We start from the raw sequence: 20,118 nt of genomic DNA on the forward strand, positions 1-20,118 counted from the left end.
TAACGTATCTGTGAGTTCGTCCCGATCGTGCCGAGTCAGTTCTTTCGCTGGAGCCTCGCCGTTGCCTGTCTGGCGGGGCTTTCAGGGCCGTTGCCCGTCTGGGCGGCCGATGACGAGGATGAGGAAACCGGCTCGGAGCCGAGTTACCAGATCAACGATCCCTTTCCTGACCGACCCTTGCAGCCGACCAGCGTGCCTGCATTCGGTCAACCCAAGGCCGTTTTCTACAACCCGTTCGGTCTGACGGACTGGTTGCGTCGCCGGGGGATCGGGCTGCTCTTCGACAATATCAACGAATATGCGGCGGCGGTCACGGCGCCGACAAAGCATGTCGGCGATTACAGACAGGGCTCGAGCAATGCCGGGCAATATGCGCTCTCGCTCAACGTGGATTGGGAGCGTATTGCCGGGATCAAGGGGTTTGCGACCCATATGGTCGTGACCGGACGCTATGGTACACCCGCCAATCGCATGTTCGGCGACTGGCTCAATCATTCCTCCGAGATTTATGGGGGAGGCGGCAATGTGGTGGTCCATCTCGTCATGGCCTATGGCGAGGAGACGCTCTATGGCGGCAAACTCTCCATTGCAGCCGGGCGCATGGCCGAGCTGTCCGATTTTGCCGCAAGCCCCCTCTTCTGCACATTCCAGATCAATGCAATCTGCGGTCGTCCCCGTGCAGCGGCCGATACCGGCTATGCTTCGACTTTCCCGGCGGGGAACTGGGGAATCAGGGTGCGCGGCAGACCTTTGCCGCAATCCTATATCCAGCTCGGGCTCTACGTGACCGAAGAGGGTATGTTCTCCTACACGATGAACCGGAGCGGCTTCAAATTCGACGGCGCGTCGATCAATGGCGTGCGTTTGCCACTCGAGCTCGGCTGGGAGCCCAGGATGCGCGGGCATTTGCCGGGCCATTACCGCGTGGGCGCCGCCCTGACCACCACGCCCCTCTCGGACATCCATCAAGATCAGTATGGCCAGCCTTATGCCCTGACCGGGCTGAACCAGCGCCAGCATCGCGCCAGTTACAACACCTGGGTGATGATGGATCAGAAATTCCTGACCTATCGCAAGGACGCGGCAGGGCAGGATACGGATTCCGGCCTGACCGCGCTCTGGGGCTTTCTCTACAACGACAAGCGTGTGTCGCTTCGGAACTGGCAGGTCTATGGCGGTCTGATCAGCCGTGGCACCTGGAAGTCGCGCCCCGAGGACACGATCGCCGTCGCTTTCAGCTATACGGCGATCTCGCCGGGTGTGCAGCGCACCGAGGAACTGCTCAGAGCACGCGATGCGGTGCTGCCCTATCGTGCCACCGGCATACAGCGCCATGCCATCGTCATGGAGGCGAATTATGGCTGGCACGCATGGCGCGGGGTCTTGATGCAGCCGATGGTCGAGCTTTTCGTCAGACCCAACGGGCAGGGCAACCTCAAGGATGCCGTCCTGCTCGGCTTCAAGACCCACGTAGAGTTTCTCTGAAACCCGTTTCCCCTTGCGTATCGCGGCCAGGGCCGATGCACGGCAGAAACATGACGATCCGGCAAGCCTGCGTCTTTATGCGTGAATGCCGGGACGCTCTCATGCCATGATTCATGTCTCAATGTTTCAGGAGGATGCCGCATGGAAGCCCAGATTGACGGGTCGCTCTTTCCCGTATTGCGTATTGCCCTCCAACCGGGCGAACGCCTGACCGCGGAAACCGGCGAATTGTCGTGGAAGAGCCCTCATGTCACGCTCACCACCAGCACCTCGGGTGCGGGGAAGAGCGGATTTCTGGGCTCGGTCTCACGCATGATCGCCGGAGGTGGACTATTCATGACCGAGTATCGGGCCGAGGGGGCTCCCGGGATCGTGGCCTTCGCCGCCAAGATACCCGGACACATCACCGAGCATGCGCTTGACGGATCGCGCGCCTATCTTGTGCATCGTCATGGCTTCATTGCCGGGACCGAGGGGGTACGTCTCGACATGGCCTTCCAGCGCAAACTCGGTGCGGGATTATTCGGTGGCGAGGGGTTCATCCTGCAACGTCTCTCCGGATATGGCCGGTTCTGGGCGGAGATGGGTGGCGAGATCGTCACGCATGATCTGGCACCCGGGGAGCAGATCGATGTGCATCCCGGCCATGTGGGCATGTTCGAGGAAAGCGTGCAGTTCGACATCACGACCCTGCCCGGCATACGCAACAAGATCTTCGGCGGCGATGGCGTGTTTCTGGCCCGTTTGACCGGGCCGGGACGCATCTGGCTGCAGACACTCACCTTGTCCAATCTCGCCGGAGCGCTCAGCCCCTATCTCGGGATGACGGAAGCGACAGGCGCAGCCGAAGGCACTCTGCTCGGCTCCCTGGTGCGCAAGGCGTTCGACTGATCCCGACGCCGCGCGATACGCCCTGTTTCAGGGCAGTCGCGCCTCGCGCAATCTGGCGAGGAGCTTTTTTTCGGCCGGAGGATGCGCGTAGAGCACTCCGAGAGGAACAGCGTCATGGCCGAGCATCCAGGCGACTTCCAGATGATAAAGTCGATAGAGTCTGCTCCGTCGCACATCCATTGAGGGATCATGCGCCTGGAATCGCGCGAGATTGTCCCGCATATCGAAGTCACCACCCTTGCCGATGAGATCGGCATATCCCTCATTGAGCCATGTGGGGCGGGTCAGGGCAAAGAAGCGTCCGAAGCTGCGGCCTTGCATCACATGCGTCGCCTCATGGGCAATGTAATAGGCGAGCGGGCGTTCCTTCGCATCTGCCATCGGTCCGGCATGGGGAGGAATGATCCTGTCATGAGGGATATCCGACTCACGAAGATAGATATTGGATGTGAGCGGCGCGATCACGATGCCCCCGACGCTTGGGTGAAACAGCCCATAGAGCTGTAACCGCCAGCGCGCGTTGCAGAAAAAGACGCGGAAGCGCTGCTGTGGCGTGTAGAGGCTCGATGTCTGCAAGCGCCGGATCGCGTCGTCCAGAACGACGGTGACAGCGCTGTCGATAGGGCGATCCGACCAGAGGGCGAATTGCCGATACTGCATCCGATAGGCGAACGCCGGTTCAGGATAAGCCAGGACACCTATATAGGTGGCGACCAGCCCAGCCAGAGCGAGCGTCCCATGGCGCAGCCAAGGCAACAGCGTCCTCACTCGCGAGGGCGTTGTTGCCGGAGGCACTCCTGGAGGCCCCGATGTCAGATCACGTAATCCACGGGAGGCAGACGCTGATCCATACCCAGAGCTGGCATGGAGGTGTGGCGCGTGCCAATCCGACGGGCCGGATTACCGACCACCGTGGTATAGGGTGGCACGCTTTCGAGAACGACCGACCCTGCCCCGACCTTGGCCCCCTCGCCGAGTTCGATATTGCCCAGGACGATGGCGCCTGCCCCAACCAGGACGCCGCGTCGCACCTTGGGATGACGATTACCGGTTTCCTTACCCGTACCGCCGAGCGTGACACCCTGAAGCAGCGAAACGTCATCTTCGATGATGCATGTTTCGCCAATGACGATGCCTGCGCCGTGATCGAAGACGAGGCGACGTCCAAGCTGGGCTGCAGGGTGAATATCCAGACCGAAGCGCTCGCTCACAAGGCTCTGGAGATGGCGGGCCAGATGCTGTCGATCATGACGCCATAGCCAGTGCGCAATCCGGTAGGCCTGTACGGCGTGATAGCCCTTGAAGAAGAGGAATGGGGTCACGTAATCCGGGCAGGCGGCATCGCGCTCGCAAATGGCGATCATGTCTTCTGCGGCGGCGGCTGCAATTTCGGGCTGCTCGATGAGCGCCGACGTGACGAGGGCCGAAAGCACGGGGGCGGAGAGCGCGCGATCCGCCAGTTTCGTACCCAGCAAGGCTGCCAGCGCACCCTGAAAATTGCGGTGATCGCTGATCCCTGTCGCGAAAACGCCCTGAATCAGCACATCGCAACAGACATCGCTCTGTTTGAGCATTTCCTGCCAGATGGCCTCGAGATCGGGCGAGGGCTGGTCCGAAGGGGCGCTCATAGTCCCATGGCCTTCTTCACGAAGGCGCGCTTCAGACCGGGAAGGCGACTCATGGCCTCCAGACCCAGATCGCGCCCGAAGCGCAAAATCGGGTTGTCATTGCCGAAAAGACGCTCCAGCCCGTCGCAGGCGGCCATCATGGCCATGTTGCCCGGTCGGACACGACGCTGGTAGCGGGCCAGAAGATCGCTGGCGCCAAGATCACCGCCTTGCTTGAAGCGCGTTTCCAGCAGATCGGTCAGGGCAATGATATCCTTGAACCCGACATTGAGTCCCTGGCCCGCGATAGGATGCAGTCCGTGGGCTGAATCACCGGCGAGGGCGAGGCGTGTCGCCGTGTAGCGCTGGGCGTATTGCGCCGAAAGAGGATAGATCCAGCGTCTCCCGACAGGCACGCAAGCCCCCACATCATCTCCCAGACGCTCCATGATGGCACGGGCGAATGCTGTGTCGTCCAGCGCATAGAAGCGTTCCGCCCTGCGGGTAGCCTCGGCCCAGACAATGGCCGAACGATGCGGATGGTCGCTGCTGGCAGGCAGGGGGAGGCGCGCAAATGGCCCCTGGGGCAGAAAGTGTTCGAGCGCCCGGCCGTCATGAGGGCGTTCATGATGGATGATGCTGATCAGGCCGCACTGGTTATAGGGCAGCTTCGTGACCATGATTCCGGCCTGCTGGCGCAGCGGGCTCTGTCGACCCTCTGCCGCAATCACGAGAGACGCCCGATAGACAGCGCCTGAGCTCAGCGTCACCTCGGCATGGGTGTCATGGAAGATGAATTCTCCGGTTTCCGGCGCAGCGAGTGTGAGCGGCCCCTCATGGGCGGTCAGAGCCCGGTTGAGCGCCGCCCGCAGATCGCGTGCCTCGATCATCCAGCCAAACGGGGTTGCTGCACCGTTTTCGACCGGCGCGTCCTCAGGACCGAAACGCAGCCCATGGGGGGAGGCGGGCTCGCCCGGTCGGCCATCGCTGACGGCGATGCTCTTGATGGGCTGCGAAGGAGCGGGCAGGTGCTGCCATATTCCCGCCGCGTCGAGCATGCGGCGCGAGCCCTCGGTGATGGCATAGGCGCGTCCGTCAAGCGATGGATGCTCCATGCCGGGCAGGGGAGCGCGGTCGATGAGCAGAACCCGAAGCCCCGATGCCGCGAGACGACAGGCCAGAGTCGCCCCGACAGGACCCGCGCCGTTGATGCAGATATCGACCTGGTTCATGGGGCTTTCTTCTCCACAGCTCTTGTGACCGTGGCTTTTTTAATGCAGCCGCAGGAAATGGGAAATGGAGCTCTCTAGGCTCTTGCCAATCTCGTTATGAAACTGGCACGATTTGGTCTTACGAGAACTGGCAGGACTGTTTGTAGAAACAGGGGCCTCTTGCGGTGCGGAGGAATGTAATGAAGCTCATTACGGCGATTATCAAGCCGTTCAAACTGGATGACGTTCGCGAAGCCCTGACCCCATTGGGGGTACAGGGCCTAACGGTTACCGAGATCAAGGGTTTCGGTCGTCAGAAAGGTCAGACGGAGATTTATCGAGGCGCGGAATATCAGGTCAGTTTCTTGCCGAAGGTCAAGATCGAGATCGCCGTTACTGACGATATCGTCGATGAAGTGGTCGATGCGATCCTGAATGCCGCCCGCACCGGCAAGATTGGCGACGGCAAGATTTTTGTCTCGCCGCTCGATACTGTCATCCGCATCCGCACCGGCGAAACGGGAGAAACCGCCATATGAGCCGTATCCTCAAGGCGATCGCACCCCTCACCGTCGCATTGATGCCTCTTCCCGCCCTCGCAGCCCCTCCGGCCATCGACACAGGCGATACTGCCTGGATGCTGGTCAGCACGGCGCTTGTCCTGCTGATGACCATTCCCGGCGTCGGCCTGTTCTACGCGGGCATGGTGCGCAAGAAGAACGTGCTGGCAACGCTGATCCAGTCTGTCGCGATCTGCTGTATTGCCAGCATCGTCTGGATGGTTGTCGGCTACAGCCTGGCCTTTGGCACGGGCACGCCCTGGATTGGCGACATGTCGCGCTTCATGCTGAACGGCGTGGCCGAGCATATCAGCAAGGGGGCCGATCAGGCCTTCGTCATGGGGGCGAACTCCGCCAATCCCGTGGCGATGACCATTCCCGAGAGCGTCTGGGTCATGTTCCAGATGACCTTCGCCATCATCACCCCGGCTCTGATTGCAGGCAGCTTTGCCGAGCGTATGAAGTTCTCGGCGCTCTGTGCTTTCACGGTGTTGTGGTCCATTCTCGTCTATGCGCCGATCGCGCATTGGGTCTGGAGCCCTCTCGGCTGGGTGGCCGGTATTGGTGCCGTCGATTTCGCCGGTGGTACGGTCGTTCATATCAATTCCGGTGTGGCCGGTCTGGTGGCCGCTCTCGTTCTCGGCAAGCGTCGTGGTCTCGGGCATGAGGATTTCTCGCCCTTCAACCTGACCTACGCCATCATTGGTGCCTCGCTGCTCTGGGTTGGCTGGTTCGGTTTCAATGCAGGTTCGGCTGGCGGTGCCAATGGCCGTGCAGGCATGGCCATGCTGACCACGCAGGTTGCAACGGCAGGCGGTGCCATGGCCTGGATGGTTGCGGAGTGGATCCATTCGCGCAAGCCGACCGCACTCGGCATCATCTCCGGTGCCGTGGCCGGTCTCGTGGCCATTACACCTGCTGCTGGTTTCGTGCTGGCGGGTCCGGCTCTGATCATCGGCCTCGTGGCGGGTGTTGTGTGTTTCTGGGCTTCTGCCATTCTCAAGCCGCGCCTTGGCTATGACGACAGCCTCGATGCTTTCGGCGTGCATGGAACGGGCGGTATCGTCGGCGCATTGCTGACGGGCGTGTTCGCCTATGGTCCGCTTTCCGCCACCGATGCCAATCCGGCTGGTGTGGTGGGTTCCTTCGCGCAGTTCGTCCGTCAGGCCGAAGCTGTGGGCGTGACCATCGTCTGGTGCGTGATCTTCACCTTCATCATCCTGAAGGTTGTGGACCTCACAATCGGCCTGCGTGTCACCCGTGACGAGGAACTCGAAGGTCTGGACATGGTTCTTCATGGCGAGCGGATCAACTGATCCGCAAGCTTCTTCACTTCGGGGACATACCCATGGCACTGAAACTCTCTCATGGCCGCGTCTTGGTGGCCGGTCTTCTGCTCGGTGGGGTGGCTGTCGCCAGCCCCTCCGCCCTGGCCCTGTCGGCCAAGGAATGCCATGCGAAGTTTCAGGCTGCCGAAAAGGCCGGTACGCTGAACGGGCAGAAATACAAGGATTTCAAGGCTGCGCAGTGCGGTGACGTGTCGACGGCCACGGCGCAGCAGGCGATGCCCACCCAGGAAAAGGAAGCCGCGACCGACAAGAAGGTCACCACCGAAGCTCCTGCATCGCCCGGTGCCGGGATCGCCTCAAAGCCCTCAACCACGGCTTCCGGTAATGTAGTCTTCCCGACCTCTGTTTCTGCGGCCTATGCCAAGCTCTCGCCGGGCAAGGCACGTATGAAGACCTGCCTCGACCAGTATCATGCCAACCAGCAATCTGGTGGCAACGGGGATCTGAAATGGATCCAGAAAGGCGGCGGGTATTACTCGCAGTGCAACGCAAAGCTGAAGTGATCAATTCACCCTGACGCTATTGTTCGAGAAAAGGCCCGGTAACGGGCCTTTTTTTATGACATGATCATCCTGATAGGCGGGAAAACAAGTCGTCGCTCACTCGGGGCGTCGCCACGGGAAGGATGACAGAGCCCTGTGTCCTGACGGGCAATGATCTTTCGGGCGGACTCTCCTCGACCTTGGCAGAATGCAAGCAGGGGGTTCGTTTTGCGAACACTGCAAAGCTCACGGATCTCCCCAGGATCCGTTTCGAAGATGGAGTCATTGTGACCTGGGTTCCGTAAGGCCTCCCGATTAGGCGCTGCACCAGGATCAAATTGTCATTATATTTTCGGTAAGATTATTGTCGAATCGATAATTATTATCTCTATAATAATAAAAAATGTTCAACGCAGAGAGAAATGGCATGAGTAGGTTCGTATTCGCCACAAATTATAACGAGGGAGAAGATTTCCTCGCACTCTACATCGAAAATTTCCTTCACTATACGGATGAATCCTGTTCCCTGATCATCAATCTGGCCCCCGGCCGCCGATTGGCTGATCCGGCACTACGCAGTGCCGGTCGAGTCCATATCTTCAACGGCGAGACACACAGATCAAAATGGGGAATGGGCATCGCGCTCGGCCATCTGGAGTCTTACGCCTACGCAGCGCGTCATCTCGGATCGTTCGACTATTTTTGCACCCTGGCCTCGAACGCGCTGTTTTTCCGTGCACTCGACAAACAGGCCATTCTGAACCGTCTCGCCGCGGGAGGCATTTTTCCAGAAGCTCACGGGCGAGATTACCGGGCGGACCATGACATTCCGGTGACGGGTTTCGAGAGAGATGAGGGCAGTTGGGCATGGGTCGGGTTCAACCAGTCTGCAAGTTTTCGACGTTGTCTGGCCGATATCTGCCGGATCGAGCGCTGCACGGTCACACAGATCGAGGGGTTCGTGGCAAGCAGGGAAGACTGGGACATCATTCTGGCCTTTGAGCCGCAGATCCGTCTTCTTCAGGCTGCGCTGGCCATGGACCCGGATGATCCGCGCAATTACATGGCCGTTGAGGAAATGCTGTTCTCGACTTTTGTCATGCAGCACGGAAGTGGCCGTTTTACCCATCTCTGTTTCATGTTCTGGGACGGTCTGGGTCGCGTAGGCCCGAAAGAGCTGCTGTCCACCCTGCCAGCGCTGCCTCCCTATCTGTGCAGTGCAAAGTGGTTCGAACGCAGCATCACCGATCCCGGGGCTATTCTGGTCGGTACTGAGGCGGGGCGTGCATTGCTCGATGCCTGTCGGGGCGGGCCTGCCATTCGCTCGACGATGCTGGCACAGCTGCGGCACGGGCTCGATGGTCTGGAGGCTGCGCCGCTGGAGGAAACCAGCATTGCCATGCACTGGGGCGATCTTCCAGGATGGATGGGCTCTGCCTCAATCCGGCGCACACTCTACCTTGCGCGGCAATATGAACAACTGCTCGCTGGGCCGGGTGACCCGCTTGCGACTCATGCGCCGTTTTTCCTTGCCGAAATGGCGCATGTGCCCTTCGAACTCTCGCTTGAACTCGCCGGTGCTGAGAACGAACTGAGCGTGGTCGCCACGGGCTCGTTTCCGCTCCAGAGACAGAGCACGGCTCTGGCCGGGTATGTCTATCTTTCCTGCCGGCGCCCGGTCAGTGAGTTCATCCTCGCCTTCGATACGAGGGAGGGTGCCGAGCGTGTGAAGGACAGGATCGTCGTTTACGACAACGCCCATGACTATCAGCTCATGTCGCCGATCAGGATCTCTGGCTCGGAGGGTAATGTGCGTTTGCACTACCAGATGCGCAATGAGGCAAAGCACCGCATCATGTCTATCGGTTTGCCCTGCTACGGAAGGCTGTTCACCGCGACACGCATGACCGTTCTGGAAACACCGGTTCAGGCTGAGTTGTCGGAGGCCCCTGCACTTGTTGCCTGACAGATCGGTATGAAGGTCCAGCAAAGAGCCAAACCGCGCCAAACCTCTTGGCAGAACGATGGTATGCGTCGACGCTGATCATGGGTCGGCGCACAACCATACTCTGGGGTGAGTTTCCGCGGGGCTGGTGACGCATATGTGTGAACGCACACGGATATATGTCCTGACAATCCTCTACGAACGATCTCATTCTCATGGCGAAAACTGTACAGGCAGATAAGATCATGACGTCCAGAATAGTGCCAGGCGAGCGTTCCGGGGTGAGACTTTTTCTCGATACGGCCGATCGCGAGGCGCTGCAGCGATGGCTGTCGACCGGGCTTTTCCATGGCGTGACCACCAATCCGACAATCCTGGATCGCTCCGGACTGCGCAGTACGATCGGCGATATTGCGCCACTGATCAGCGAGATCCTCGACTATGACGTGCCTGAGGTACAGGCGCAGTGCTGGGGGACCGAGACGGAGGCGCTTGTCGAGTCAGGGCTGGCCCTGGCAGCGCTCGACCCTCGCCTTGTGGTCAAGGTGCCGATCACCGAGAAGGGAATCAGGGCCGTGTCGGTGCTGCACAAGCATGGCGTCCGGACGACGCTCACCGCTGTGTATGCTGCGCATCAGGCCCTTACGGCTGCCGCAGCCGGGGCAGATTATGTGGCTCCTTATTTCGGTCGTATCGGCGATAGCGGACAGGATGCACCAGGTATCCTGAGGACCATGCAACAGATTCTGGTGGCCAGCGGTCGCTCCACCAGGCTGCTTGTGGCGAGCCTGCGCCGAGCAGATGATCTGGCTCTTCTGGCCTCGATGGGCTGCGATACCTTTACCTTCAGCCCTGCTGTGGCCGAACAGTTGTTCAGCGAGAGTCTGACTATCGACGCAGCAGCCGTTTTCGAAAGAACGGCGGCCGGGCTCTGAATGACGTCCGGCTTGAGCAACGCCGCCATTATGGTGGCTCCGACGGGCCAAGATGCGAAAGAACAGTCATGGGCGGTTCAATACTCTGCCTTGGTGAGGCAGTGATCGATTTCATTCCGGTCCGCGCCGAAGGGGGAGCGGCCTACCGCCCCTGCCTGGGGGGCTCACCCTATAATGTTGCTCGCGCACTCGGGCGTCTTGACGTGCCGACCGAATATGGCTGCGCAGTCTCGACCGATCTGTTTGGCGACCAGTTTGTCGAGGGGCTGACGCAGAGCAGGGTAGGGCAGCGCTTCCTTCGAAGGCTCGACGCTCCTTCCACGCTGGGTTTCGTCAGTCTCGAGCAGGCGGAACCGGCTTACGCATTTTTTGATCAGGGCGCTGCAGACCGTATCTGCCGTGACATGCCTTCTGGCAGCGCGCTTGCCGGGGTTGGTACATTGCATTTCGGGTCTATCGCTCTGATCCGTGAGCCTGCCGCGTCGGCGTATGAAACACTGTTCCTTCGCGAAGCACGTGGGCCACGCCTGATCAGTTTCGATCCCAATATCCGTGCCTCCCACGTGAGAGACGAGGCTGCCTACCGTGCTAGGCTGGAGCGGTTGCTCCACAACGCCGATATCATCAAGATCAGCGGGGCCGACCTTGACTGGCTGCTTCCGGGCCATGCTCACGCGGAGGCCGCGCGCAACTGGCTGGGCCACGGGGCGAAACTCGTTGTGATCACGCATGGCAAGGCGGGGGTCAGCGGCTGGACCCAGGATAGTTATGCCCATGCCGAGGCGCTCAGCGTGGAGGTTGTCGATACGGTGGGGGCCGGAGACAGCTTTATGGCAGGACTGCTTGCCGGGCTTCATGAGGGCGGGTGCTTGACCCGGGAGACGCTGATCTCCCTCAGTCCTCAGATCCTGCATGAGGCACTCGCCTATGGCCAGTGCGTCGCCAGCCAGACCTGCACCCGCCGCGGCGCCGACTCGCCCTGGCGGGAGGAGATATCCGCGCTTCAGGCGCCTCCCATCACGTTTCCGGATCACAGGGCATAGGTCCGGGGCGCTTGCGCCCCGTGAGGTCTGAGAGGGTATTCCCGGCCTCGTCCTTCCACTCGGTCCAGCCATTGGTAGACCGGCCATTCACCATGTCTCCGGCAGCGCTGGGAGAGCTGAAGTTCACGTCCTTGCGGAAATAGAGGCGTTCACCCACTATTTCCAGATCACCCGACCCGATGAGGATATCACGTTTCTTCAGGCGATTCGGTGTGATCGATTGCGTCGACATTTGTGCGCGTCCCTAGGAGCCGGCCAGAACAACCAGCCCGGTCTCAGTGTAGCGCCCCGTCGCCTGGGCGCGATCATTGCGCAAATAGATCGCAATATCCCTGGACGCGTCTTGGACTGGCGGTTGTTGCTCCCTGTCGCCTGAAGCCGCGAGCATTGGAGCCTGCCGGAGAAGCGGTTCGAAAAGGGGATAGCCGAGCGTGGTCAGGAGGATATCGATGGTCGCGAAAATTTCCCGGCATTCCGCATCGAGCGCGGGTGGCGCATGGGGCCTGCTTCCCGCCGTGCCGTTCATGAGGCCGTAACGATGCGCCTCAAGGGCGCGATTGATCGACTGCCATTCCAGATAATGGGCGTGAGTGACGGTCAGACTATGGGTGAGGGAGAGGGCGACGAGCGCCCGGTTCCAGAAATCCTTGCCGTCGTGATGCTGCTTGAGGCGCGAGCCCAGGGCACTGGTCTGCCCGATATAGGCTTTGGGCTGTCCGGTTTCTTCATCCTCCCCGAAAAGCCAGTAAACCCCCACATGAGCGGCCTCCTTCATGGTCAGAAAATCGCTCAGCCGCGCACGCGGTATTTCTATGACCTGTATGATTCGGGTCGTGATTGCAGCGATGCGTATACCTTGGGGATCTCCATCCGGAAGGAAGATCTGGATTGTCTGGGGATGAGCCATGGATGAAGCTTTTTGGTTTTGATGAGATAGAGCCAGAGACGCTCGGTCATATGGTGCGAACCATTGAATTTTGACGTCGCCGTTGGGGAAGAATGCGCGAACGCAGTATATTTTCCTACCCTAGAAGCGAGAGGCCGGACTTGCCATTCTGTTTCGAGTGGAATTGGAAGTAATTGAACCGGTTTCAGTGCGATTACCTTACCGCCAGTTCCAACCAATAACAGAAATGTTTCCAAGCGGCTTTCCCGCTCCGGAATTAACTCAGGCTGGAACCGCCTGTTCCATGCCGCGAGATATCGGAACACCTTCCTTGAGAGGCAAGGCCGTCTACGCTCGAGATGGCCGAGAGGTCGGCTTTTCGTTTGCCGACCTCAATGATGCGCCTCCAGTCAGGCAGGGAAAATCCCGGCCTGGCACTGCTCAGCTTATGAAGCTCAGGGCAACGGCTTGCCGCTGAGGGGTTTCTGGGGAGCGGCCACGAGACGGTCCATCAGATCCTCGAACCGGGGGACGTCGATCTTCTGCACCACGATCGTCTTTCCTTCGCCCAGACCGGGTTGGTAGCCCGGCGTCCAGGAGAGGATATCGCCATAGGAGGGGCCGAACTGGCTGTTCACATCTACGTAGAGTTCAGCCTTCTGGGTGATCAGGCTTGGGTCGAGCCAGACCGCCGCGGCAATTTCGTCCCAGAGGGGGAAGCCGGGCTCTCGTGTCTTGAGCGATTGCGCAACCGGGGTGCCGGAGCGTGACAGGCGCTTGAGCAGCGCAGGGGTCAACTCGGTATCGGTTGAGGGGTCCACAGGGATCATCGTGATCCTGGCCCAGGGTGCGCGTAGGGCGATGCTCGCCCCCTCGGGATCGAAGCGGATATTGAATTCGCGACGCGGGGCATTGAGGAATTCGCGCGCAAATTGATGGGCGACCTCATCCGGGCGTGTCTGACGCGGATTGAGGCAGCCCCCCATATAGACCAGTTCTTTCGCCAGAGAGGCGAATTCAGGATCCAGACGCTGGGCCAGGGCCAGATTGGTGAGCGGCCCCGTGGCGATGATCGACACCTGGTGCGGGTAGCGATGCACCATATCGATCATGAAATCGGCCGCGCGCTCCTGCTGCGCCTTGATGGTGGGGTTGCCTTGCGGAAGATCGGGCACCACGTCCGGGCCGTGATAAGGCGGGAGTTTCTGAAGGGTGGGTTCCACCCAGTGCTTCATCCATACGCCCTTCCAGACCAGCTTGCCGTACAGCGCTTCCCAGCGTTCGGTCTGAGCCTCCGTGTTCACCAGAGGATAGGTGGCTCCGGTATAGACGGGCAGGTCGGGGCGTCCCGCAATCTCCACACCGCGCAAGGCGTCGGCGGTGGCTTCCTTCGTCCAGGCATCGCCCGTGACCGTCGTCACGCCCAGAACCTGCACATTCGGGGCCTTGATGACCATCCACTGCGCGAGGGCAAAGCCATCATCATCAAGGATCACCTTGCGAGGCTCGGCATGAGCGGCCGCAGCGCTAGTCAGCAGACCCGCAAAGGCCAGCGCCATACGCCATGACAGCAGGCGTCTTGGTCCGGTTTGGCTCATTTCTTCAAGGCTGCGGGCATCACGAGGCATGGGTGAGGAAACTCATCATCTTGGGGGCTCCTTAAATCGATAGCGGCAATCGGAGCGGGGCACACCCTGATTGCCTTGGCCAGACGCGGATAAGACGCGTGACAGAGACGAGCGATTAGTGTGAAGCCTGAGACCCCAACCAGCAATCGGTTAAAGCCGGCTGCAACCTGACAATGAGGCGAGGAGGGATAGGAGTCATGGCCAGGAATATGCTGCGGGGCGCCTTTGACAGGCACGCCCGGTGCCTTGTCGGGACAGACATCGCCCGGTCTGGCGGGCCCGGCCGGACGCAATGCGGGATTTCCGCACACCTCTGATTCAGAGCCCATATCTGCCCGGACAGGCCAGATTGTGAGCGCGTCAGCCTGTGCAGGACTTAAGATGTCAGGGGAAGCGAAAAGTTCGCCGTAAGGCGCACGTTCAGGCAGAGAGGCGCCCGTGCTGGACTGTGTCTCAGGCCGGTTTTTCCAGCGGATACCCTGTCGGTAGGATTTCGGATTTTCAGGAAAGGGGACCTGGTGGAGAGAGTTGGATTCGAACCAACGTAGGCGTACACCAGCGGATTTACAGTCCGCCCCCTTTAGCCACTCGGGCATCTCTCCAGGTCGGGACGGGGAATATGGCGGATCAGGATCGGTGTCAACGGGCATTCTTCATTTTTGTTGCATGATACGGCCGTTGCTCCCATAGAGCGCTGATGTCCAAACGCCCCTCCCGCCCTTCCGCCGCCCGCGCTCCGGCTGGCCGTTCCGCACGCTCATCCGAGGGGCGCTCGACCGCCTCGGGCTACTGGATGTACGGCCTTCACGCCGTTGAAGCCGCCCTGCGCAATCCGGACCGCCAGGTTCATGAGTTGCTGGTGACCAAGGAGGCTCTTTCGGCGTTAGAGGCCAAGCAGGCACCGATCCGTCTCTCCCCCAATGTGGTGGAGCGCCAACGTCTCGATCATCTGTGCGAGCGTGACGCCGTACACCAGGGTGTATGCCTGCGTGTCGAACCGCTCACACCGCCTTTCCTCGATGAGGTGCTCGAAAGCCGGGAGGGGCCGCTTCTGATTCTCGATCAGGTAACCGACCCGCGCAATATCGGTGCGATCCTGCGTTCGGCCGCGGCTTTTGGCGCCGCAGCGCTGGTCGTGCAGGATCGCAATACCCCGCAGGAGGGTGGCGCTCTGGCCAAGGCGGCCTCGGGTGCGCTGGATGTCGTGCCCGTACTGCGCGAGGTCAATCTCTCACGCATCATCGCTCAGCTTCAGAATGCAGGCCTCTGGACGGTCGGTCTCGATGCCGACGGCTCGGTGCTGAACGGGCGGGGCTTCGCCGGGCGACGTGTCGCTCTCGTGCTCGGGGCTGAAGGGGCGGGACTGCGCCGCCTCACCCGTGAAAGCTGCGACGAGATTGCCAGCGTCTACATGCCGGGTGATATGGAGAGCCTGAACGTCTCGAATGCCGCAGCAGTCGCCCTTTACGAGCTCGTACGCCCGGCCTGAGAGGCGTTCGCTGACGGCGCGCTGACAATCCCGAAGCGCATGAAAAGCGCATAAAGAAGTGCGCGCCGGGCCAGCGAATCCCATGGCCGCGTTTCCTTTGAGAGCCTTGATGTTCTTCTGATCAGGGCTGCGTCTTACAGTGGCACTGTGTTAGCCTTCCCTCCTGCTGAGTCGTCTCAAGAGGGGAGCCCGCATGAAAGCGGTTGGCTACAAGGCGCCTGGCGCGCCGGAAATCCTTGAGGATATCATCCTCCCCGACCCCCTGCCGCCTCAGGGGCGTAACCTTCTGGTACGGATCAAGGCGGTCTCGATCAATCCCGTGGATACGAAGATCCGATCCCGCGCGGGTGCGCTCGAAGGCGCGACATGGCGCGTTCTCGGGTGGGATGCCGCAGGGATCGTTGAGGCGATTGGCCCGGATGTGACGTTCTTTAAACCCGGCGACCATGTTTTCTATGCGGGCGAGCTCATGCGGCAGGGAAGCAATGCCGAGCTTCAACACGTCGATGAAACCCTCGTCGGGCATATGCCGCAAGGTCTTGACTGGGGGCAGGCGGCATCGCTCCCCCTGACAGGCGTGACGGCGTGGGAAATGCTCTTTGACCGCATGGGGGTTACCAGTCTGACCGAGGGCATTCTGCTGGTCGTCGGTGGGGCCGGGGGTGTTGGGTCGATCCTGATCCAGCTTGCACGCAAACTCACGGGACTGACCGTGATTGCAACTGCATCACGCCCCGAAACGGAGGCATGGGTACGTCGTATGGGGGCGCATCATGTGATCAATCACCGCGCCGATTTGGCGGCCCAGATAAGGGCGCTGGGAGACGATTCAATAACTCATATCGCCTCGCTCACGGCCAGTGACCGTCACCAGGCTTTCTACGAGGAAATTCTCGCGCCGCAGGGGCATGTGAGTCTGATCGATGACCCGGCCAGTTTCGATATCATGGGGTTCAAGCGCAAGAGCGCGGTGATCTCGTGGGAGTTCATGTTCACGCGCTCGCTCTTCGCCACGCCCGATCGGGGGCGTCAGCACGAGATACTGGAGCAGATTTCCTCGCTCGTTCAGGCAGAGGCAATCCTGCCGACCGATCATAAACGCGCCCAGGGTCTGAGCGCCGGCATTTTGCGCGGCCTGCACGAGGAAAGCGAGAGCGGTACAAGCATCGGCAAGACTGTACTGGTCTATTGAGACCCGGCTCCCACAGTCACGACGCTACCGAGCCAGCCCGGTGCGTAAAAGTCGAAACGACCGGGTAAGGACAACCTTGTCCGCTTTCAGGCGCTGTTACAGGGATGAAGGAGGGTGGATGGGTACGCCTCATTCTCGCTCCGCCGTTTGGGCCTCTCGCACTGGCGCCCGATGGCTGTCTGAACTGAACAGAGGAAATCATGGGTATTTTCAGCACGATCATGACGAAGATCTTCGGACACGCGGAAGCTGCACCGGCTAGCGGGTCTGCGGGCAATGCCACGCCTGCTGCCGAAACCGCACAGGGTGCCGCGCCGAACGTCCCTTCGGCACCGAGCGCCCCGGTGGATGTCGATGCCGTATTGACCCATATGGCCGCCGAGAAGGGGCAGACGCTGAACTGGCGTACATCGATCGTCGATCTTTTGAAGCTGCTCGATATGGATAGTTCTCTTGAGGCACGCAAGCATCTCGCCCAGGAACTGCATTATACCGAAAGCACTGAAGACAGCGCTGCCATGAATGTCTGGCTGATCCGTCAGGTCATGCAGAAACTGGCGGAAAACGGCGGAAAAGTGCCTGAAGATCTGCGCCACTGATCCGGGGATGAGGGATTGCCCCAACGACCGGGGCGGTCCCTTCTGTTGCGGCCTCTGTCATCGCATGAGGCCCACATCGATAAACCGGGTGGATCCTCGTTCGGTGTGAAGCGGAGCTTGCAGGCAAGGCTGGTGGAGCCTGAGCCTATACGGCGAACTGACGCACCATCTGATTGAGCAGCAGAGGGTCCTCAGTCAGCATGACCTGACGATAGAGATCGTCGCATCCTGTCAGGGACAGAGAGCGTATCATCCGCTTGACTGGCGGAAGAAGCGCCGCCGACATCGAAAACGACCGCAGCCCCATGCCGATCAGCAGCGCGACCACCCGTGGGTCCGAGGCCATCTCGCCGCAGACACAAACAGGCCTGTGCGCCCTCAGAGCCTCATCGACCGACAGGCGCAGCAGGCGCAGAACGCCGGGGTGCAGAGCCGTATACAGTTCCGATCCCATGGCTGCCGAGCGATCGACAGCAAGGGTGTACATGGTCAGATCGTTCGTTCCCAGGGCGAGAAACTCTGCCTGACGCACGAGGGCCCCTGTGGTCAGGGCGGCTGCCGGGGTCTCGATCATGACGCCAAGCGGTGGAAGCTCCTGAGGGAGCTTGACGCCCCGACGGCGCAACCTCTTGGCGCATCGCTCATAGATCTGTCGCGTGGCAGTCACCTCGTTGACCGAGCTCACCATGGGCAGGAGAACACGCAGCCTGCCATGGAGGCTGGCACGCAAAATGGCGCAAAGCTGCGTTTCGAGTATCTCGGGATGACGGAGCAACAGCCTGAGTCCGCGCACACCGAGCGCCGGATTCTCTTCTTCCTCTTCCCGATGGATGCCAAGTTGCCGCAGACGCGCCAGTCCCTTTTCACCACCCCAGTCCAGAACCCTGATGGTTGTGGTCATGCCCGGCATATCGGCTACGATCCCGGCGTAGGTCTCGTATTGTCCGTCCTCATCCGGCAGGGCTTCGCTCTCATCAAAGAGGAACTCTGTGCGAAGCAGCCCGATCCCGGCGGCACCATTACGATGCAGCAGGGGTAGTTCGTTGGCCAGCTCGACATTGGCCAGTAATTCGATGTCTTCGCCGCTCACCAGCCGGCTCGGCAGACGCCTCAGCCTGCCGATTCCCTTTCGCTCCCTGGCTTCGTCGGCCATGACCGAACGCGCCTCGGCGAGTGTGGCCGAATCAGGATGCAGGATGACCTTGCCGGTCGTGCCGTCGATGATCAGCAGATCGCCGTCATTGATCCGGTCTGTCAGATGGGGCACGGCCAGAATAGCCGGCACATTGAGTGCCCGGAGCATGATGGCCGTGTGGTCGGTGACTCCGCCGCCTTCGGACAGTACCGCGGCGATCCTGTTCGGGTCGATCACGGCGGCGTCTGCCGGGCGGATCTGTTCGGCTACGAGGATCGAGCCCCCGGGGATATCGGAAAACGCCCGGAAGGAAACACCGGTCAGATTGCGCAACAGGCGGCGTGCCACCTCCCGGAATTCTCCTTCCCGACGACGCGCGCCTTCGATTTCCTCTTCCGGCATGCCGGGCTGCGGTCCGGCCATGGCTGCAAGGGCATCGCTCTCGACCTGGACCGCCGCTTCGGCAGTGATACCGTCTTCGGCGATGCGTCTTTGAGCCGCGCGAACCAGACGGGAGTGATTGAGCATCCGCTCGTAAACGCTGAGCAGGGCGTCGATCTCGATGCGCCCTTCTTCCGGAAGGGCATTGAGCTTGGTACGCAGCTTGCGCAATTGCTTGAGCGTCAGGGCGATCGCCTGATCGAGACGAGCCTGTTCAGCCTCGATAGTCAGCTCCGAGGGGAGACGTTCGATGACCGGAAGCGGGCGCTCATAGGTCAGGCTGGCCCGTGCAATGACAACCCCGGGGGAGATACCTGCCCCGCGGAGCACTTCCATGGGCAGGTCATCGACGGGCAGAACGGCTTCGCTGGACGGGCGCCGCAGTCGCTTAATCACGTTCGCCGAAGCCGTCCGCAACGAGGGCTATCAACGCGTTGAGCGCGGCACTGGCCTGCGGGCCAGTCGCAGAGAGACGTACGGTTTCGCCCCGGCCAGCACCCAGCATCATCAGCCCCATGATGGAAAGGGCCGACACGCTCTGCCCCTGACGGCTGACATCGATGCTGGCGTCGAATCCCTCGGCAAGGGTAACGAATTTCGCCGCCGCCCTTGCATGAAGACCGAGCCGGTTGACGATGGTCACATCGCGTTCCAGCGTCGGCGCGAGGCTCATCGGGCGACCTGGCGCATGGGGGCCAGCAACGGGGAGATTGGGGGGAGGGGGGACACGTATTTCATGGTGGTCGTCACCACCATTTCACAGCTTTTCCCACCTTGCAAACATGAGGGCGGCAACTGGGATGCGGCGGCAATGTATTTACGCCCCGCCATAGTGGCCAGTTCGGCGCACTCGGCCAGACTGCGTGTGCAGCGTGTCTTGGCCAGCTTGACCAGCATGGGCACATTGACCCCGGCCAGTACCTCGACACGTCCTTCCTGACGCAGGGAAAGCGCGAGGTTGGAGGGGGTGCTGCCGAACATGTCGGTCAGGAGAAGCACGCCGTCTCCGGTATCGACCGAGATGATGGCGGCGTCGAGCAGAGGGCGGGCCGCGACGATATCGTCGTCGGGCGAAATTCCCATTGTCGCAATCTGGCGCTGGGGTCCAACGACATGGGTCACGATTTCAAGAAGAGACTGGGCCAGAGAGCCGTGTGTGACCAGAACGATCCCGATCATCGGGGCCTTCCTTCATGGGGTATGTGACGCCAGTTTTGCGGCGACCCCAGAAGATATTGGT

The 20,118-nt window shown here is 60.8% G+C and carries 20 protein-coding genes and 1 tRNA gene; 11 read left to right on the forward strand and 10 right to left on the reverse strand.

Annotated elements, in window-relative coordinates; genetic code table 11:
* The first annotated feature begins 27 nt into the window (after positions 1 to 27).
* Together AA0535_RS00390 and AA0535_RS00395 are read left to right on the forward strand one after the other, a co-directional pair.
* Positions 28 to 1,485, forward strand: a complete 1,458-nt coding sequence (locus tag AA0535_RS00390) for a carbohydrate porin (protein ID WP_264813894.1) — start codon at positions 28 to 30, stop codon at positions 1,483 to 1,485.
* A 141-nt stretch (positions 1,486 to 1,626) separates the two neighbouring features.
* Entirely contained in the window at positions 1,627 to 2,376 is a 750-nt protein-coding gene (locus AA0535_RS00395; RefSeq protein ID WP_264813895.1) for a TIGR00266 family protein, read from the forward strand.
* A gap of 27 nt (positions 2,377 to 2,403) precedes the next feature.
* Here the strand turns inward: AA0535_RS00395 and AA0535_RS00400 are convergent, their stop codons facing one another.
* Genes AA0535_RS00400 through AA0535_RS00410 form a run of 3 tightly spaced genes read right to left on the reverse strand, consistent with a single transcriptional unit; the run spans position 2,404 to position 5,215 of the window.
* Positions 2,404 to 3,132: a hypothetical protein gene (locus AA0535_RS00400; RefSeq protein WP_264813896.1), complete on the reverse strand. Its 729-nt coding sequence runs from the start codon at positions 3,130 to 3,132 to the stop codon at positions 2,404 to 2,406.
* Between the two features lie 56 nt (positions 3,133 to 3,188).
* Positions 3,189 to 4,004, reverse strand: coding sequence for a serine O-acetyltransferase (gene cysE / locus AA0535_RS00405; RefSeq protein WP_264813897.1), 816 nt, complete (start codon positions 4,002 to 4,004; stop codon positions 3,189 to 3,191).
* Positions 4,001 to 5,215, reverse strand: a complete 1,215-nt coding sequence (locus AA0535_RS00410) for a UbiH/UbiF/VisC/COQ6 family ubiquinone biosynthesis hydroxylase (protein ID WP_264813898.1) — start codon at positions 5,213 to 5,215, stop codon at positions 4,001 to 4,003. The genes cysE and AA0535_RS00410 overlap by 4 nt, the downstream gene beginning before the upstream one ends.
* Positions 5,216 to 5,394: 179 nt before the next feature.
* Here AA0535_RS00410 and glnK point away from each other — a divergent pair, with 179 nt between their 5' ends.
* From glnK to AA0535_RS00440, 6 genes are all read left to right on the forward strand, one after another.
* Positions 5,395 to 5,733, forward strand: coding sequence for a P-II family nitrogen regulator (gene glnK, locus AA0535_RS00415; RefSeq protein ID WP_127102951.1), 339 nt, complete (start codon positions 5,395 to 5,397; stop codon positions 5,731 to 5,733).
* Positions 5,730 to 7,070 (forward strand): ammonium transporter, encoded by a 1,341-nt coding sequence (locus tag AA0535_RS00420; RefSeq protein WP_127102952.1) that lies wholly within the window; start codon positions 5,730 to 5,732, stop codon positions 7,068 to 7,070. The genes glnK and AA0535_RS00420 overlap by 4 nt, the downstream gene beginning before the upstream one ends.
* 32 nt (positions 7,071 to 7,102) lie before the next feature.
* Positions 7,103 to 7,606: a hypothetical protein gene (locus tag AA0535_RS00425; protein ID WP_264813900.1), complete on the forward strand. Its 504-nt coding sequence runs from the start codon at positions 7,103 to 7,105 to the stop codon at positions 7,604 to 7,606.
* Between the two features lie 406 nt (positions 7,607 to 8,012).
* On the forward strand, positions 8,013 to 9,551 hold the full coding sequence (locus tag AA0535_RS00430) for a hypothetical protein (protein ID WP_264813902.1): 1,539 nt from the start codon (positions 8,013 to 8,015) through the stop codon (positions 9,549 to 9,551).
* Positions 9,552 to 9,775: 224 nt separating this feature from the next.
* Entirely contained in the window at positions 9,776 to 10,465 is a 690-nt protein-coding gene (locus tag AA0535_RS00435; RefSeq protein WP_264813904.1) for a transaldolase family protein, read from the forward strand.
* 68 nt (positions 10,466 to 10,533) lie between these two features.
* A complete protein-coding gene (locus AA0535_RS00440; RefSeq protein ID WP_264813905.1) occupies positions 10,534 to 11,508 on the forward strand; it encodes a carbohydrate kinase family protein in 975 nt (324 codons plus the stop codon).
* Here AA0535_RS00440 and AA0535_RS00445 read toward each other — a convergent pair.
* The 4 genes from AA0535_RS00445 to AA0535_RS00460 form a co-directional block, all read right to left on the reverse strand.
* A complete protein-coding gene (locus AA0535_RS00445) occupies positions 11,483 to 11,740 on the reverse strand; it encodes a DUF4357 domain-containing protein (protein ID WP_264813906.1) in 258 nt (85 codons plus the stop codon). The two genes, AA0535_RS00440 and AA0535_RS00445, sit on opposite strands and share 26 nt — an antisense overlap.
* Before the next feature lie 12 nt (positions 11,741 to 11,752).
* Positions 11,753 to 12,415, reverse strand: a complete 663-nt coding sequence (locus AA0535_RS00450) for a GIY-YIG nuclease family protein (RefSeq protein ID WP_264813907.1) — start codon at positions 12,413 to 12,415, stop codon at positions 11,753 to 11,755.
* 434 nt (positions 12,416 to 12,849) lie between these two features.
* Complete coding sequence (locus AA0535_RS00455; RefSeq protein ID WP_264813908.1) at positions 12,850 to 14,022, reverse strand: nucleoside hydrolase; 1,173 nt, start codon at positions 14,020 to 14,022, stop codon at positions 12,850 to 12,852.
* 516 nt (positions 14,023 to 14,538) lie between these two features.
* A tRNA-Tyr gene (locus AA0535_RS00460) sits at positions 14,539 to 14,624 on the reverse strand.
* 95 nt (positions 14,625 to 14,719) lie between these two features.
* On the opposite strand from AA0535_RS00460, the gene rlmB reads away from it, so the two are divergent.
* The 3 genes from rlmB to AA0535_RS00475 all read left to right on the forward strand — a co-directional run bounded on the left by rlmB (position 14,720) and on the right by AA0535_RS00475 (position 17,302).
* Positions 14,720 to 15,511 (forward strand): 23S rRNA (guanosine(2251)-2'-O)-methyltransferase RlmB, encoded by a 792-nt coding sequence (gene rlmB, locus AA0535_RS00465; protein WP_264813909.1) that lies wholly within the window; start codon positions 14,720 to 14,722, stop codon positions 15,509 to 15,511.
* 193 nt (positions 15,512 to 15,704) lie between these two features.
* Complete coding sequence (locus AA0535_RS00470; RefSeq protein ID WP_264813910.1) at positions 15,705 to 16,703, forward strand: zinc-binding alcohol dehydrogenase family protein; 999 nt, start codon at positions 15,705 to 15,707, stop codon at positions 16,701 to 16,703.
* A gap of 200 nt (positions 16,704 to 16,903) precedes the next feature.
* The gene (locus AA0535_RS00475) at positions 16,904 to 17,302 is read left to right on the forward strand and encodes a DUF3597 domain-containing protein (protein ID WP_264813911.1); all 399 of its coding nucleotides are present in this window, start codon (positions 16,904 to 16,906) and stop codon (positions 17,300 to 17,302) included.
* A gap of 145 nt (positions 17,303 to 17,447) precedes the next feature.
* On the opposite strand, the gene ptsP is transcribed toward AA0535_RS00475, so the two are convergent.
* From ptsP to AA0535_RS00490, 3 genes are read right to left on the reverse strand one after another with little or no spacing between them, the layout of a single operon-like run.
* Positions 17,448 to 19,274 (reverse strand): phosphoenolpyruvate--protein phosphotransferase, encoded by a 1,827-nt coding sequence (ptsP, locus tag AA0535_RS00480; RefSeq protein WP_264813912.1) that lies wholly within the window; start codon positions 19,272 to 19,274, stop codon positions 17,448 to 17,450.
* The gene (locus tag AA0535_RS00485; RefSeq protein ID WP_264813913.1) at positions 19,267 to 19,551 is read right to left on the reverse strand and encodes an HPr family phosphocarrier protein; all 285 of its coding nucleotides are present in this window, start codon (positions 19,549 to 19,551) and stop codon (positions 19,267 to 19,269) included. The genes ptsP and AA0535_RS00485 overlap by 8 nt, the downstream gene beginning before the upstream one ends.
* Complete coding sequence (locus AA0535_RS00490) at positions 19,548 to 20,057, reverse strand: PTS sugar transporter subunit IIA (protein ID WP_264813914.1); 510 nt, start codon at positions 20,055 to 20,057, stop codon at positions 19,548 to 19,550. Before AA0535_RS00490 ends, AA0535_RS00485 begins: the two co-directional genes overlap by 4 nt.
* Between the last annotated feature and the right edge of the window lie 61 nt (positions 20,058 to 20,118).

This window comes from Asaia krungthepensis NRIC 0535 (genome assembly GCF_025995175.1).
Taxonomy (GTDB): domain Bacteria; phylum Pseudomonadota; class Alphaproteobacteria; order Acetobacterales; family Acetobacteraceae; genus Asaia; species Asaia krungthepensis.

Coding starts and splice junctions, on each gene's coding strand:
- AA0535_RS00485 (WP_264813913.1), bottom strand. CDS start 19,551: ATGAGCCTCGCGCCGACGCTGGAACGCGATGTGACCATCGTCAACCGG.
- AA0535_RS00455 (WP_264813908.1), bottom strand. CDS start 14,022: ATGCCTCGTGATGCCCGCAGCCTTGAAGAAATGAGCCAAACCGGACCA.
- AA0535_RS00430 (WP_264813902.1), top strand. CDS start 8,013: ATGAGTAGGTTCGTATTCGCCACAAATTATAACGAGGGAGAAGATTTC.
- AA0535_RS00470 (WP_264813910.1), top strand. CDS start 15,705: ATGAAAGCGGTTGGCTACAAGGCGCCTGGCGCGCCGGAAATCCTTGAG.
- cysE (WP_264813897.1), bottom strand. CDS start 4,004: ATGAGCGCCCCTTCGGACCAGCCCTCGCCCGATCTCGAGGCCATCTGG.
- glnK (WP_127102951.1), top strand. CDS start 5,395: ATGAAGCTCATTACGGCGATTATCAAGCCGTTCAAACTGGATGACGTT.
- AA0535_RS00395 (WP_264813895.1), top strand. CDS start 1,627: ATGGAAGCCCAGATTGACGGGTCGCTCTTTCCCGTATTGCGTATTGCC.
- AA0535_RS00490 (WP_264813914.1), bottom strand. CDS start 20,057: ATGATCGGGATCGTTCTGGTCACACACGGCTCTCTGGCCCAGTCTCTT.
- AA0535_RS00475 (WP_264813911.1), top strand. CDS start 16,904: ATGGGTATTTTCAGCACGATCATGACGAAGATCTTCGGACACGCGGAA.
- AA0535_RS00420 (WP_127102952.1), top strand. CDS start 5,730: ATGAGCCGTATCCTCAAGGCGATCGCACCCCTCACCGTCGCATTGATG.
- AA0535_RS00450 (WP_264813907.1), bottom strand. CDS start 12,415: ATGGCTCATCCCCAGACAATCCAGATCTTCCTTCCGGATGGAGATCCC.
- AA0535_RS00425 (WP_264813900.1), top strand. CDS start 7,103: ATGGCACTGAAACTCTCTCATGGCCGCGTCTTGGTGGCCGGTCTTCTG.
- AA0535_RS00440 (WP_264813905.1), top strand. CDS start 10,534: ATGGGCGGTTCAATACTCTGCCTTGGTGAGGCAGTGATCGATTTCATT.
- AA0535_RS00410 (WP_264813898.1), bottom strand. CDS start 5,215: ATGAACCAGGTCGATATCTGCATCAACGGCGCGGGTCCTGTCGGGGCG.
- rlmB (WP_264813909.1), top strand. CDS start 14,720: ATGTCCAAACGCCCCTCCCGCCCTTCCGCCGCCCGCGCTCCGGCTGGC.
- AA0535_RS00435 (WP_264813904.1), top strand. CDS start 9,776: ATGACGTCCAGAATAGTGCCAGGCGAGCGTTCCGGGGTGAGACTTTTT.
- AA0535_RS00445 (WP_264813906.1), bottom strand. CDS start 11,740: ATGTCGACGCAATCGATCACACCGAATCGCCTGAAGAAACGTGATATC.